At 54.1% G+C, this 15,346-nt stretch carries 6 protein-coding genes; 1 reads left to right on the plus strand and 5 read right to left on the minus strand.

The window, feature by feature from the left end; translation table 11 throughout:
- Window positions 1-9: 9 nt before the first annotated feature.
- The 3 genes from ACAW87_RS08890 to ACAW87_RS08900 all read right to left on the minus strand — a co-directional run bounded on the left by ACAW87_RS08890 (window position 10) and on the right by ACAW87_RS08900 (window position 8,810).
- Entirely contained in the window at window positions 10-3,132 is a 3,123-nt protein-coding gene (locus ACAW87_RS08890; RefSeq protein ID WP_370723020.1) for a SusC/RagA family TonB-linked outer membrane protein, read from the minus strand.
- Window positions 3,133-3,689: 557 nt separating this feature from the next.
- Window positions 3,690-5,546 carry a RagB/SusD family nutrient uptake outer membrane protein gene (locus ACAW87_RS08895; RefSeq protein ID WP_370723021.1) on the minus strand — a complete coding sequence of 619 codons (1,857 nt, stop codon included), beginning with the start codon at window positions 5,544-5,546 and terminating at the stop codon, window positions 3,690-3,692.
- A 12-nt stretch (window positions 5,547-5,558) separates the two neighbouring features.
- The gene (locus tag ACAW87_RS08900; protein WP_370723022.1) at window positions 5,559-8,810 is read right to left on the minus strand and encodes a SusC/RagA family TonB-linked outer membrane protein; all 3,252 of its coding nucleotides are present in this window, start codon (window positions 8,808-8,810) and stop codon (window positions 5,559-5,561) included.
- A gap of 420 nt (window positions 8,811-9,230) precedes the next feature.
- Between ACAW87_RS08900 and ACAW87_RS08905 the strand changes: the two genes are divergently transcribed.
- Window positions 9,231-10,754: a sulfatase family protein gene (locus tag ACAW87_RS08905; RefSeq protein ID WP_370723023.1), complete on the plus strand. Its 1,524-nt coding sequence runs from the start codon at window positions 9,231-9,233 to the stop codon at window positions 10,752-10,754.
- A 3-nt stretch (window positions 10,755-10,757) separates the two neighbouring features.
- On the opposite strand, the gene ACAW87_RS08910 is transcribed toward ACAW87_RS08905, so the two are convergent.
- Window positions 10,758-13,439: a bifunctional YncE family protein/alkaline phosphatase family protein gene (locus ACAW87_RS08910; protein WP_370723024.1), complete on the minus strand. Its 2,682-nt coding sequence runs from the start codon at window positions 13,437-13,439 to the stop codon at window positions 10,758-10,760.
- Between the two features lie 117 nt (window positions 13,440-13,556).
- Window positions 13,557-15,230 carry a RagB/SusD family nutrient uptake outer membrane protein gene (locus ACAW87_RS08915; protein ID WP_370723025.1) on the minus strand — a complete coding sequence of 558 codons (1,674 nt, stop codon included), beginning with the start codon at window positions 15,228-15,230 and terminating at the stop codon, window positions 13,557-13,559.
- Window positions 15,231-15,346 lie beyond the last annotated feature (116 nt).

Raw genomic sequence — 15,346 nt, forward strand, 5'->3', positions numbered from 1 at the left:
GGTTAGTGATTAGAAACGAAGCGCCAGGCCTGTGTTGATGATGCGCGACTGTGGATAGTACTGACCCGTAGAGTTACCAGATTCGGGATCGAACGAACCCAGTTTGTTTACAAGATTTAACAGGTTTAGTCCGTTGGCGTAAACCCGCAGGCTGCTGATACCGATCTTTTTGACAAACGTCTCTGGAATGGTGTAGCCCACTTCAAAGTTTTTCAGGCGGATATAATCCGCTGACCGTAGCCAGTAGGTGTTGCCGCCTGAGTAGTACTGATCACTCCGGTTGGCAATCCGTGGGTGTACGCTGCTTGGGTTTTGTACCGTCCAGCGGTCGGTGTAGAACTCTTTCAGGTAGTTACCGATGTTACCCGACTCGCCCAGGCTGATGTACTGCTGTGCTCCGGCGGCTCCCTGGAACAGGATCGTCAGGTCGAAGTTTTTGTACGAAGCTGTCAGGTTCAAACCGCCCTGGAACAGAGGCAGGTTGGTGCGGTTGTTACGTACCTGATCGTCCGGCGTGATCTTGCCATCTGGACCCGAACCGTTCGGACCACCAATGTCTTTGTACTTCATGTCGCCGGGACGAAGCGTTTTCACGACAGCCGAATAGTCGATGGGGTTCGATGAAATCTCTTCCTGGGTAGCAAATACGCCATCATACTCATAGGCTTGATAAGAGTTGATGGGTTTGCCTGTTGTCCGCTGCCACTCAGGTGCGCCGGGGGCTTCGTCCCAGAACAGAATCTTGTTCTGCGCGTAGCCACCGTTGATGCCCACGTTGAACCGCAGGCCACCCACCTGGCTGTTGTAGCTGATCTGACCGTCGAAACCGCTGTTACGTACCTTGCCAATGTTCTCCGGAGGCAGCGTCAGACCCGTGGTGCGGGGCACTGAGGCGTTGCGGGGATACAGAATCGAGGTACGCAGGTTGTTGAAGTAATCGAACTCGAAGCTAAGCTTGCCGTTGAAAAATTGACCTTCCAGGCCGATATCGGCGTTGTTGGCCACCTCCCAGGTAATGTTGGGATTCGGAATCCGGGCCTCGCCCAGCGTTTGCTGCGCCGCGTTGTTGATAATGTAGGTGTTGAACCCGTAGGTGGCCAGGTACTGATACGTAGCCAGTGTACTGGTTCCAGGCAGATAAATCTGGTCGTTACCCAACTGCCCGTAAGAGGCCCGAATCTTGAAGTAGTTCATCACCGGCGCGGCCCCTTTCCAGAAGTTTTCTTCTGAAATAACCCATCCCGCCATTACGCCGGGGAAGAAACCGTAACGAGTCGCCTCCGGGAAGATATCCGATCCGTCGTAGCGGCCCAGAAACTCAAAGAGGTACTTGTCTTTGTAGTTGTAGGCAACCCGACTGAAGTAGTTCAGACGGGCCCGGTTGAAGGCGCCTCCGTTGTTGTTCTGCTCCAGCGCACCCCCCGCAAACAGTTGGTCAATCGCGGGTGAAATGAAGAAACGACGGTAAGCGTTGAAATTATCGCCTTCGATGGTTTCGCGGTTAATACCAGCCAGTACGGTCAGGCCGTGGTCGCCGAATTTGCGCTCATACGTACCGATCGCACCCAGCAGGATGTTCAGTTGCGTGTTGTTACCCAGGGTCAGACGTGGTTCTGCGGGGCCACGTACACTGGCCGTCAGGTTGGGGTTGCCATTGGCGTCCAGGCCTGTTCCACGCTCATAGAGCGTCCAGGGGGTTTCCCAGCGCCGGTTGTTCTGGTTCAGCTTATCCACGGCCGCCGTTCCCGAAAACTTAAGTCCTTCGATACCCGGAACCTTGAAGTCGAGCTGCCCATTGGTTTGGATGTAATCGCGCTTGTCGCGGTCGTAGCCCGTTGCGTTGGTGGTGATGACCACGGGGTTTTCACCGTTCTCGATGTCAGGCCCCGGGCGACCATCTGGCCAGAAAGCGGGCTGGTTTGGTTTACCGCGCATCTGCATGCGGAAGATGGCTCCGGCGCCGCGTGTTGGGTAGTAGCGGAATTCTTCGCGCCCCAGAATGCCCAGGGAGAGGTGCAGGTTTTTGCTGATGTTGGCGTCGATGTTGAGCCGCAGATCATACTGTTGATAGCCGGTGGCCGAATTCTTGTAAAACGCATCCTGGTTCTGGTAGCCTATAGAAGCCAAATACTTAAAGTCTTCTGTACCGCCGTTCAGTTGCATGTTGTGACGCGTCTGCGGCGACCATGTTTTCAGCGTAGAGGCGTACCAGTCGGTGTTCGGGAAATTCCAGGGATCAGATCCGTCGGCATATTTAGCGATACTTTCTGGCGTGTAAGGAGCCTTTCTAACCGAACCATCCGGGCGCGTATATGAACCCGTAGTCTGGTACGCTTTGGTAGCTGCAGCCCACTCGGCTACTGGCAACTCATACACGTTCAGGTCATTCAGCATACTGGTATACTCGGCTGCATTAGCCAGGCTGGGAACTACCGTTGGCTGAGCATAGCCCTGATTGAACGAATAAGACAACTGTGGCTTGCCACTTTTGCCCCGCTTGGTGGTAATCAGAATAACGCCGTTGGCGGCCCGTGACCCGTAAATGGCGGCCGAGGCATCTTTCAACACCGAAATGGTCTCGATATCGGCTGGGTTGATGCGGTCCAGTCCACCTGCCCGGTCAGGAATACCGTCTACCACCACCAGGGCGCTGTTGTTGCCCAGGGTGTTGGTGCCCCGAATCCGGATGGTTGAGCCATCGTAACCTGGCTCGCCGCTACGGTTTACGGCCGTTACACCCGGCAGCCGACCGGCCAGTGAGTTAGATAAGTTGGTGGTTGGTGATTTGACCAGATCACCACCTTTTACGGCCACTACCGAACCGGTGATGGTCTCTTTGCGCTGGGTGCCGTAACCTACCACAATCACTTCATTGAGGGCTTTTGTGTCGGCAGCCAACGTAACATTAATGCTCGACTGGTTGTTGATCGGTATCTCCTGCGATACAAATCCGATGTAAGAAAAAACCAGTGAACTGTTTTTGGTTGGCGCATTTATTGAGAAGTTACCTGCAGCGTCGGTTACAGATCCTTGCGTTGTGCCTTTCAGGACTACACTGACACCAGGTAGTCCGGCCTGTTGCTCGTCGAGTACACGTCCCGTGATTTTCGTTTGAGCAAATGTACTGGCCATACAAAGCAGTACAAAAGCCAAGGATGCGCACAGACGGTTTCTGGTGAACCAGCCTGGTGATGAGTGCTCCGGACTGATAAAGGCCCTGAGTTTCCTCGTAGAAGTTGATCGCATAATTAGGTTATGTTTTGGTATTAATCCTATACAAAAGATATTTATTCCCCTATCTACTAGCTGTTATTTGAGTAAATATTGATCGTTACTATGAGTATTATTGCAAATAATGACTCAAATTGTGGTATATATACTTGATGTTAAATATTCTATACATTGCTTTTTTTAAGCGCGCGAGCAATTCTATTGTTAGTAAACCAGTAGCCTTAGACGGCTTATTGTAGCTCTTGCTTTCTCTAAAAAAAGAAGCCTGAATCTGTCTAGATTCAGGCTTCTTTTTTTAGAGAAAGCAACTATTTTCAGGTACGTTGCTAACAGCTGATGATGAATGTCTTTAAATGACGAATGCCAGCGTAATCTACGCTGGCATTCGTCGGCTGGTAGGAGTGAGCAAGCTGGATTAACCAGCAGGGAACTCCCGCTATTATAACATATGCTACGGCTTAATAGCCCGGATTCTGCACCAGGTTTTTATTCCGGTTCATCTCATCGCGGCTGATGGGCAGGAAGTACATCTTGTCCAGCCAGGTGCGGTTCTCTTTGCCCGGATCAATATTGACTACCCGGTAAGCATAGTCGTAGCTGGTGGGGTCGTAACGGTACAGACTCACCGTCTTGCCCGGCTTCAACGTACCGGTGATGCTGATCGTGTTAGCCTGACGGCCCAGCGTGGCGGGGGCAATCATCCAGCGGCGGGCATCGTGGTAGCGTTGCTCTTCAAACACCATTTCGATGCGCCGTTCGTTGCGGTAGCGTTGCCGAAGGGCGTCGCCGGTTTCGGTAAGGGCAGGCATCCCGGCCCGGAAACGAATCCGGTTCAGCCACGTTTTGGCTTCCGCATCCTCACCCAGTTCAATGCAGGCCTCGGCGTAGTTGAAGGCCGCCTCCGTGACCCGGAAGAACGGCCAGGGAACTTGCTGATACGTGTTCTGATCCACAATCGCCGGGCTCGGATCGGTAAACTTGCGCATGTAATAGCCCGTGTAGCTACCGTTCCAGTCTTCTACCGTGCTCTTGCGGGTGTCCAGACCAGCCACCGTTACTTTACCGCTGCCACTTGTTACTTCATACTGTCCGGTCTGGATCTGGTTGGCCGGATCTTTGGCGGCTACGTCGGCCGTCCGTGGTTTCCAGGGGGCACCGTCATAGAGGATCGAGGCATAGAAGCGGGGGTCACGGTTGGCGTAAGGCGTTGTGGCTTTGGCCGGATCGCTCCAGCTAAACTTGGAGCCATCCATCATTTCGTAGTCGTCCACCAGCAGCGATACCGGCGTGTTGCCCGCCCAGTTGTGGTAGCCGTTTGGCCCGTTGAACAAGCCCTGCTGACCACCCGCTTCGGGCTTCTGGTTGACGAACGAACGCGAGAATAATACGTCCTGCTCACCCCCGTTGCGCGAGAGGGCGATGTTGGAGTAGTTGGTCGATCCGGCATCTTTGGAAACCGGGGCCGACAGGTTCAGCTGATAGCCACCTGTCAGGTCGAGCACCGCTTTGGAGGCGGCCTTGGCTTTCTGCCAGCGGTCGGCCCGGCTTCCGCCTACGTACCCAAGAAACTGGGGTTGGGCAAAGGTGGCGTGCGTGGTTGACTTGGCTTTGGCGGTGGTGGCATCGTAGAGGTCACTGGCTGCATAGGTCAGTATCCGTGACTTCAGGGCCAGGGCGGCCAGTTCGGTTGCCCGACCTTTGGCCAGCGACTTACCTTTCAGCAGCGCTGCCGCCGCGTCGCAGTCTTTGACGATGAAGTTGACACACTCCTCAATTGAATTCCGGGTTACTGCATAATCAGCTTCTCCCAGCGAGTAGGCCTTGTCAACGATCGGTACGCCGCCGTAGTAGCGCACCAACTGATGGTAGTAGTAAGCCCGCAGAAATGTGGCCTCCCCTTTCAGGCGATCGGCGATGCTGTTGGTGTTGGGAAAACCCGGCGTGGCCAGATTCTGAAGCGCCAGGTTGGTGGCCCGAATCCGCAGGTACATCTGGTTCCACTCGATAGTCCCGTTGATCCAGCCCGCATCGGCAGGGTTAGTACGCGCCTCGGTGATGGTGGTGATACCCCGGCCCGGGTGCGTGAAGATGGTTTCGTCGGTCAACGAAGCCAGTTGCTGCTCGTCGAAGCCGCCCTGCCCCAGGCCGCTGTAAATACCGGTGACGAATGCTTCGGCCAGGGCTGCATCAGACCAAACGGCGGTGCCGGATACCTGATCCAGGGGTTGTGTATTGACGAAATCGTCATTACAGCCCGTCACGGCGAAGGCCGTGATAAGCAGGCTTAAACTGATGGTTTTAACTTGTCGTAACATAATGGTTAGTGATTAGAAACGAAGCGCCAGGCCTGTGTTGATGATGCGCGACTGTGGATAGTACTGACCCGTGGCGTTGTCGGCCTCAGGGTCAAACGAACCTAGTTTGTTTACGATGTTGAACAAGTTCAGTCCGTTGGCGTAAACCCGCAGGCTGCTGATGCCGATCTTTTTGACAAACGTCTCTGGAATGGTGTAGCCCACTTCAAAGTTTTTCAGGCGGATATAATCCGCTGACCGTAGCCAGTAGGTGTTGCCGCCTGAGTAGTACTGATCACTCCGGTTGGCAATCCGTGGGTGTACGCTGCTTGGGTTTTGTACCGTCCAGCGGTCGGTGTAGAACTCTTTCAGGTAGTTACCGATGTTACCCGACTCGCCCAGGCTGATGTACTGCTGTGCTCCGGCGGCTCCCTGGAACAGGATCGTCAGGTCGAAGTTTTTGTACGAAGCTGTCAGGTTCAAACCGCCCTGGAACAGAGGCAGGTTGGTGCGGTTGTTACGTACCTGATCGTCCGGCGTGATCTTGCCATCGGGTACGTTGGTCAGGTTCCCGTTGGCATCGCGTCCGCCAATGTCTTTGTACTTCATGTCGCCGGGACGAAGCGTTTTCACGATAGCCGAATAGTCGATCGGGTTCGATGAAATCTCTTCCTGGGTAGCAAACACGCCATCGTACTGGTAAGTCTGATAGGCATTGATGGGTTTGCCTGTTGTCCGCTGCCACTCAGGTGCGCCGGGGGCTTCATCCCAGAACAGAATCTTGTTCTGCGCGTAGCCACCATTGATGCCCACGTTGAACCGCAGGCCACCCACCTGGCTGTTGTAGCTGATCTGACCGTCGAAACCGCTGTTACGTACCTTGCCAATGTTCTCCGGAGGCAGCGTCAAGCCCGTGGTGCGGGGCACTGAGGCGTTGCGGGGATACAGAATCGAGGTACGCAGGTTGTTGAAGTAATCGAACTCGAAGCTAAGCTTGCCGTTGAAAAACTGACCTTCCAGGCCGATATCGGCGTTGTTGGCCACCTCCCAAGTAATGTTGGGATTCGGAATGCGGGCCTCGCCCAGCGTTTGCTGCGCCGCGTTGTTGATAATGTAGGTGTTGAACCCGTAGGTGGCCAGGTACTGATACGTAGCCAGTGTACTGGTTCCAGGCAGATAAATCTGGTCGTTACCCAACTGCCCGTAAGAGGCCCGAATCTTGAAGTAGTTCATCACCGGCGCGGCCCCTTTCCAGAAGTTTTCTTCTGAAATAACCCATCCCGCCATCACGCCGGGGAAGAAACCGTAACGCGTCGCTTCGGGGAAGATATCCGATCCATCATAGCGGCTCAGGAACTCGAAGAGGTACTTGTCTTTGTAGTTGTAGGCAACCCGACTGAAGTAGTTCAGACGGGCCCGGTTGAAGGCGCCTCCGTTGTTGTTCTGCTCCAGTGCACCCCCCGCAAACAGTTGGTCAATCGCGGGCGAGATAAAGTAGCGTCTGAATGCGTTGAAGTTATCGCCGCTGATGGTTTCGCGGTTAATACCAGCCAGTACGGTCAGGCCGTGGTCGCCGAATTTGCGCTCATACGTACCGATCGCACCCAGCAGGATGTTCAGTTGCGTGTTGTTACCCAGGGTCAGGCGAGGTTCTGCGGGGCCCCGTACGCTGGCCGTCAGGTTGGGGTTGCCATTGGCGTCCAGGCCTGTTCCACGCTCATAGAGCGTCCAGGGGGTTTCCCAGCGCCGGTTGTTCTGGTTCAGCTTATCCACGGCCGCCGTTCCCGAAAACTTAAGTCCTTCGATACCCGGCACCTTGAAATCAAGCTGCCCATTGGTTTGGATGTAGTCCCGCTTGTCGCGGTCGTAGCCCGTTGCGTTGGTGGTGATGACCACGGGGTTTTCACCGTTCTCGATGTCAGGCCCCGGGCGACCATCTGGCCAGAAAGCGGGCTGGTTTGGTTTACCGCGCATCTGCATGCGGAAGATGGCTCCGGCGCCGCGTGTTGGGTAGTAGCGGAATTCTTCGCGCCCCAGAATGCCCAGGGAGAGGTGCAGGTTTTTGCTGATGTTGGCGTCGATGTTGAGCCGCAGATCATACTGCTGATAGCCCGTGGCCGAATTCTTGTAAAACGCATCCTGGTTCTGATAACCGAGCGAAGCCAGATACTTGAAATCGTCGGAGCCGCCGTTCAGTTGCAGGTTATGGCGCGTCTGCGGCGACCATGTTTTCAGCGTAGAGGCGTACCAGTCGGTGTTTGGAAAATTCCAGGGATCAGATCCATCAGCATATTTGGCAATGCTCGCGGGCGAATAAGGAGCCGTTCTAACCGAACCATCTGGACGGGTATAGGTGCCATTCGTTTGGTATGCGGTGGTTGCCGCTGCCCATTCAGCTACTGGTAATTCATAAATGTTCAGGTCGTTGAGCATACTGGTATACTCAGCTGCGTTAGCCAGCTTAGGTACTACGGTTGGCTGAGCGAAGCCCTGATTAAGTGAATAAGACAACTGTGGCTTGCCACTTTTGCCCCGCTTGGTGGTAATCAGAATAACGCCGTTGGCGGCCCGTGACCCGTAAATGGCGGCCGAGGCATCTTTCAACACCGAAATGGTCTCGATATCGGCTGGGTTGATGCGGTCCAGTCCACCCGCCCGGTCAGGAATACCGTCTACCACCACCAGGGCGCTGTTGTTGCCCAGGGTGTTGGTGCCCCGAATCCGGATGGTTGAGCCATCGTAACCTGGCTCGCCGCTACGGTTTACGGCCGTTACACCCGGCAGCCGACCGGCCAGTGAGTTAGATAAGTTGGTGGTTGGTGATTTGACCAGATCCCCACCTTTTACGGCCACTACCGAACCGGTGATGGTCTCTTTGCGCTGGGTGCCGTAACCTACCACAATCACTTCGTTCAGTGACTTGGTGTCCGAAGCCATGTTGATGTTGATGGCATTCTGCCCATTGATCGGCACTTCCTGCGACACATAGCCGATGTAGGAGAACACGAGTGCAACAGACTTATCGGGGGCGTTTACTGTGTACTGCCCATTGGCGTCAGTTACCGATCCAATAGTAGTACCCTTCACCACCACACTCACACCCGGTAGCCCTTGCTGCTGATCATCGAGTACACGACCTGTAATGCGGGTTTGCGCGAATGTGCTTACGGCACACAGGAGCACGAATGCCCATGACAGAAAAAGGCGGCTACTCGCCTGCCAGCCCGGTGATGAGTGACCCGGCCGTAGTTGGTCGGGGACTCCTCTTGTAGAAAATGTTAGCATTGCTTGTATAGGTATGATTGGTACTAATTCAGCACGAAAATGGCTTTAACCTAGCCATCTACTAGCCATTTGTTAAAATATTTTAATTTATTGTTTTAAGAATTTGAAAAACGAATATTACAATTAAGTATTTATAGCTAACGGCAAAAAATAGTACAACTACTTCACTGTGTAGGGTATATAGATGAGAGTATGGTTGTTTATACGTTATTATGGAACAGAAAACGGCTACGGAATTACTTGTTGACATTTTTAGATAAAAAAGGTCGCTGGCGATGGCTTAACGCTCTTTACGAACGTAACCAACTGGTCGCGTAACGTTGCTTTATTTCTTGAAGGGAAAGTCATTAGAAGTGAGGTGTTGAATGACTTTTCACGAATACCATTTGTACAAAAAACCACCGTTTCGCCCGCTAAAAGATGACCAACACCCTAACATTGAGAATTGCTTTGAGTAGCATCGGTTGTCTGATTGCCTGTGTGGCAATGGTGACCAAATCAACAAAGCCGCAGCCGCCCAACATTGTCTATATCCTGGCCGACGATCTGGGCTACGGCGATGTATCGGTCTATAACCCGGCCGGAAAAATTGCAACACCGAATATCGATAAGCTGGCTGCGCAGGGAATGCGCTTCACCGATGCCCATTCGCCCTCCTCTGTTTGCACACCCACGCGCTACTCCCTGTTGACGGGGCGTTATCCGTGGCGTAGCCGGCTTCCCGTGGGGGTGCTGCGTGGCTACAGCCGCACCTTGATCGAAGCCGATCGACCCACGGTAGCTTCGTTGCTGAAAAGCAATGGTTACCAAACGGCGGTGATTGGCAAATGGCACCTGGGATTGGATTGGGCTGTGCAAAAAGGGCAGGAATCGGTACTGGCCACAGCCGATTACGGCATTAAAACAGAAATGAACCCCGATGTGATCGATTTCGCCCAACAGGTCGCCCAGGGCCCCAACACGGTTGGGTTCGATTATTCGTACGTGCTGCCTGCCTCGCTCGATATGCCGCCTTACTGTTATCTCGAAAATCAGCGACTGATCGAGCAACCCACCGCCCACACTACGGGCAATAAACTACAGTCGGGGTATACCGGGCCTTTCTGGCGTGAAGGCAAAATGAGCCCATCGTTCGATTTTTACGGCGTTTTACCCACGTTTATCGATAAAGCGCTCAGTTTCCTCCAGAAACAATCGAGCGCTGCCCCTTTCTTTCTGTACCTCCCGCTGGCGGCTCCCCACACGCCCTGGGTACCATCGCCAGACTACAAAGGCAAATCGAAAGTGGGGGAGTATGGCGATTTTGTGCAACAGGTCGATGCGGCCGTTGGTGAGGTGTTGGCTACGCTGGAACGCTCGGGGCTGGCCAGCAATACCCTTGTCATTTTTGCGAGTGATAACGGCCCCTACTGGCGCGAAAACTTTGTGAAGCAGTTCGATCACGCCGCAGCGGGTTCGTTTCGGGGAATGAAAGGCGACGCGTTTGAAGGGGGCCACCGAATTCCATTTATTGCTCGATGGCCCGGAAAAGTGAAAGCCGGTACGGTGAGTGGGGCCACCACAACACTGGCTAACCTGTTGGCAACCTGCGCCGATATTGTGGGCGACAAACGGCCTGCTTATCAAGCCGAAGACAGTTACAGTATCTTGCCCGTGCTGACCGGAAAAACGAAACACGTACCCAGCCAGCCAGCCGTTGTCCATAGCTCGTCGATCGGTTATTTCGCCATTCGGAAAGGGGATTGGAAATTGATCGAAGGCCTTGGTTCGGGTGGTTTTACGGAACCCAGAGACGTTGCGCCCAAACCCGGCGAAAGCCAGGGTCAGTTGTATAACCTGGCTTCCGACCAGTTGGAACGCACGAATCTGTATGCACAAAACCCCGAAAAAGTAGCCGAATTAGCGGCTTTGCTCACTAAAATCAGGCAGGGTAAAACGCGGTGAGCCTTACCGTGCCACTCGTGGATAGGGCGTATTGCCTTTTGCCCAGAACCACAGAATCTTGTTGTTCAACTCATCTTCGCCGGTGTCTATGCCTTCTTCTGCTTCCTCGACCGATTCTTTGGCGTAGCGCAGGGCTTTACCGCGCAGGGCCGAAAGCGGTTTGTTCATCTCGTTGAGCGGAATCCGGTTGGGCAGGGTGTTGTGCGTGCTAAAGTCGGGTTTGTCGGTGAAACAATCGAACATGGGCATGGCCGTGGCGTCGATGACGTTCATGGGTGGCAGACCCAAAATTTGCTCGATAGTCCGCAGCATCGACGTTTGGTTATAATTGGTGGTCACCGTGCGTTGCAGTCGCGAATACGGGCTCACCACGAAACCGGTTGTGCGATACGCCGACACATGATCCCACCCCGATTGCGAATCGTCTTCGGTAATGAAAATGACCGTGTTGGCCGCGAACCGGCTTTTCTGAATCGCCTCGACAATGCGCCCAACGGCCAGGTCATTATCGGCCACCATAGCGCGGGGCGTCGGAAATTTGGGACTCATGCCGGATGTGTGGTCATTCGGTAGCGACATTACCATCAGATTGGGCCACTGATCACCGGGTTTGGCGGCGTACTCGTTCAGTTCCCGAATAAAGGCGTCGGCCCGCATCTGATCGTTGATTTTCTCATCATCGCAGCCCGGAAAATTGGCCGAAAGAATGGGACGTACCCGTGAAATGGTGGTGGTGTTGGTAAACGAAAAAGGCTGTCCTGTTTCCCGCATATTGTAAAGTTTTGTCCAGTCATAAGTCGATTCGTCGAACTGGCAGGTGCAGGCTTCGCCGTAGATTCTGACGGTTTTGCCGTGGTCGAGGGCGTTGTTCCAGATCATGCCTTTCTGGTTATACACCAGCGCGTCGTACAGCACATGCGGATACGACCGGAACCAGCCCCGTACGCTTTTCTCGGTATAATCGGTTACAATACCGGCGTCGACCCAGGAGTGTCCTTCGGCCGATGATTTTCCCGACGCATAGTAATTATCCAGCAGCACATAATTCCGCGCCAGTTGGTGTTGGTTGGGCGTAATGCTGTCGCCGAAGATACACAGTTCGGGTTTTCCGCGCCCCTCGGGCATATCACCCAACACCTGATCGTACGTACGGTTTTCTTTAATGATGTAGACCACGTGCTGAAACACCGACGGTTCGCCAATGCGCTCGGGAACGGGCCGGGGTTTAGCGTCGGGGCGGGGCAATTTTTCGGCCAGCGCCAACCGGAATTGCATACTCAATTTCCTGACCCGTTCCGTATACCCGGTCAACGTTTTCTGGTCGGGCAGCGGAATGATCGATACCGACGCCAGTTGTCGGTGCGAGTTGTAAGCGGGTTCTTCCGGTTGACCGGAGCGCGACCCGCCGCCCGATTCGGCCGGGGTAAGCGACCGTGCGCCAACTGCCTCCAGATTGGTCACGTAGAGTGTGTTATCGAGCAATAAAACGCCACCCGGATAGGCCTGCGTAGGTACATACCCCCGAACCGATGTTCCACGTACCTGGCCCGTACCTGCTGTGGTGGCAAGGTCAACCACAGCAATGGCGTTGTCATGCCCATTTGCCACGTAGAGGGTAGTGCCCGCCGAATCGAGGGCGAGTGCGTTTGGTGTACTGCCAATGTATGGATTATTGGTTCCGAACAAACCCACCGCAATGGAGTCGGTCACCTGCCGGGTTTGCGCATCGATGACCGATACGTAATCACTGTTTCCGTTGGCCACATACAGCCGTTTCTGGTCTGTACTGGCCAAAATCGCGTTTGGGTGCAGTCCAACCGGTATCTCTGCGTCGACACGGCCCGTTGCCAGATCGATAACCGACACGCTGCCTTTAGAAACAGCCCCTGTCCGGGGATCAATGTAGGCTTGTCCCCAGGGTACCCCGGCCGTTTCGAGTTTACTAGTCGGGTCAGGTACGTTATTGGGGACTGGACCGGCCCAGTTGGTCACAAACGCACGGTCATTGGCCAGGGCAATGCCATATGGAGCCACGCCGGTCGGGGCTGTCCAAACGGTTGACCGGTCGGCGAAACGAATTTTCACCAGTTGGTTATTGCCGTTCAAGGCTACATACAAAAAAGGCTCGCCGCCTTCCAGCCGCATGGCCACATCGTTGGGTAAGGCAAGGGGCGACGGAGATACGGGTGCAAAAGTGAGCAGTTCCACGTTACCCACTTTCCCGTTTCCCCAACTGGCAATCACTACACCCGATTTGCCTCTTTCCCGCGCTGAAACGCCCCAGGTCAGGTATGTTTGTCCGTTAACGCTAAACGCTTCGATACCCGAAAATGTGCTCATCAGGCCTTTCGTTACGGCGGCATCACTCAGGCTCCAGCGGTAAACAATTTGCTGACTTGCCCGGTCCAGCACAGCAACACCATAACGATCTTCCACCACAAACTGAGTGCCGCCCGGCATTAAGGCTAAATCGAGGGCATGGTTTTCGAGTTTGGGGTCGCCAAAGAACACCGCCGTTCCTGCGGCGTCGATCAGCCGGTTATAGGGCATGGCAGTAGGTTGGCCCGCCACGGGGTCGGTCAACGTTTGTTTATCCGATTGGTGGCGGTGTTTCCGCAGTTGGGCCGGGCCGGCGCACGATAGAGTCAGCAGGAAAAGAGCAGCAGGCAGGTATCGGTTGAGCATAGTTGGTTAAGAGGGTATTAAATTAATGAGCAACTAAACAAAAAAAGAGTCATTCATTGTCATCGAAACAAAGAATGACAATGAATGACTACTTAATGACAACAAATGACGACGTACCTAGTACCCTGGATTCTGCACCAGATAGCCCGGTAAGTTAGACGCCCCGTCGATGGCCGTTTGCGGAATCGGGAAGAGACGTTTCTGTGGGTTAGAATCCGTTTTCTCGGTCCAGGTGCTTTCGTATTTGCCGAACCGGATCAGGTCGGTGCGGCGCACCATTTCCCAATACAGTTCAAAACCGCGTTCGCGCAACAGCAAATCCAGGTTCATGCTGGTTAGGGCCGGGGGAGGGGTAGTGGCCGTGCGCGAAGCTCGTACCCTGTTCACATCGGCGAGGGCACCGGCTGCATCATTGCTCTTGCGGAGTTTAGCTTCCGCCCGCATCAGGTACACATCGGCCAACCGAACAATCGAGATATCGGCGTCACCGAAGTTACGGCCCGATACTGATTTACGGCTGAATTCGTATTTCAGGACCCGGTAACCAGTATTGTAATCGCTACCCGCTACGGTGAAGTTTACCTGTTCGGTGAAGGTAACCGGTAGAGTGGGCCGGTTGCGCGATATGTTGAAGAGACGACCCACGCGGTAGTTAGCACCACAACGCACAAAGGCTCCGTTTACCCGCACCAGACCAAATTGTTGACCGCGCAAAATACCCCGGTTCATATTGAAGTTGGCTTCGGTAATGCATGAATCGGCAGGCATGGTCCAGTTTTGTTTGAAGAAACGTGGATCTGCGTTAGCCGGATCAGTTGCATAGGCGTTCACCCAACTACGGTAAAAATCGGGCGTGATGGCCGGGCCGTCGGTGCCGTTGGCTCCCGCAAAGGCAGGCAGCGGATACTGGTCGCCCGACAGCGAGAAATACGCAAGGCGGTTATGTCCGTTTAATTCAGCCCGTTGGTCAACGGCAAAAACCAATTCCTTGTTGGTGTTATTGTTGGAATTGAAAATAGAGAAATAGTCGGTTGACAACTGATACTGACCTGAGTTGATGATCTTGTCGCAATACTCCGTCACCTTGTCCATGTCTTCGGGTTTGAACGAAAATTGGGTGGCATAGCGGTCGCGATACACAGCAGCGTTCAGGTGCAGTCGAGCCAGTAATCCCCAGGCACCTCCTTTGGTCAGGCGGCCGGGGCCAACGGTGGTGAGCAGATCGGGTTCGGCGGTAATCAACTCCGATTTCAGGTACTCTATGGCCTCTTCGCCCCGCAGAATGGTTGAAATATCTTGTGGACTTTCTTTCTTGAATACTACACCATACAGGTCGAGCAGTACCATGTTGTAGTAGGCCCGCATACCCCGTGCTTCGGCCAGGTAGACTTTCACGTTGGGGTCGTTGATGGTCGGCAGTGCGCTGAGGGCCGTAATCGAACGTGATATACCCTGGGTAAGTAAATTCCAGGTATTGCGCAGGTTAGGGTCAGTGCTGGCCGACGTGTGCTGATGCAGGGCAATGTAGATGCCGTTATCACCCCAGTCGGTACCACCCCGGTAGGGCAGAATAGCTTCATCGCTCGAGATTTCCTGAATGGCGAAGTAGTTGGTGTGCAGGAAAATATCAGGCAAACGGGCATATACCGGCGCCAGGTTACCATCAACGGCCTGCTTATCGGTAAGGCCAGATGCCGACGATTCGTCCAGCACGTTTTCGGTAAGATCCGTACATCCGTTCAGCACCACCAGGCTGAGACAGGTCAGTGTGAGAATTAATGTCTTTTTCATTGGTTATGTGGGTGACCCCTCACCCCCAGCCCCTCTCCCCCTACAGGAGAGGGGAGCCGCTTTACAGTAGCTTCGCTTGCTTAATAGCGGAGCATTGCTCCCCTCTCCCGCAGGGG

The organism is Fibrella aquatica (assembly GCF_041321135.1).
Lineage (GTDB): Bacteria > Bacteroidota > Bacteroidia > Cytophagales > Spirosomataceae > Fibrella > Fibrella aquatica.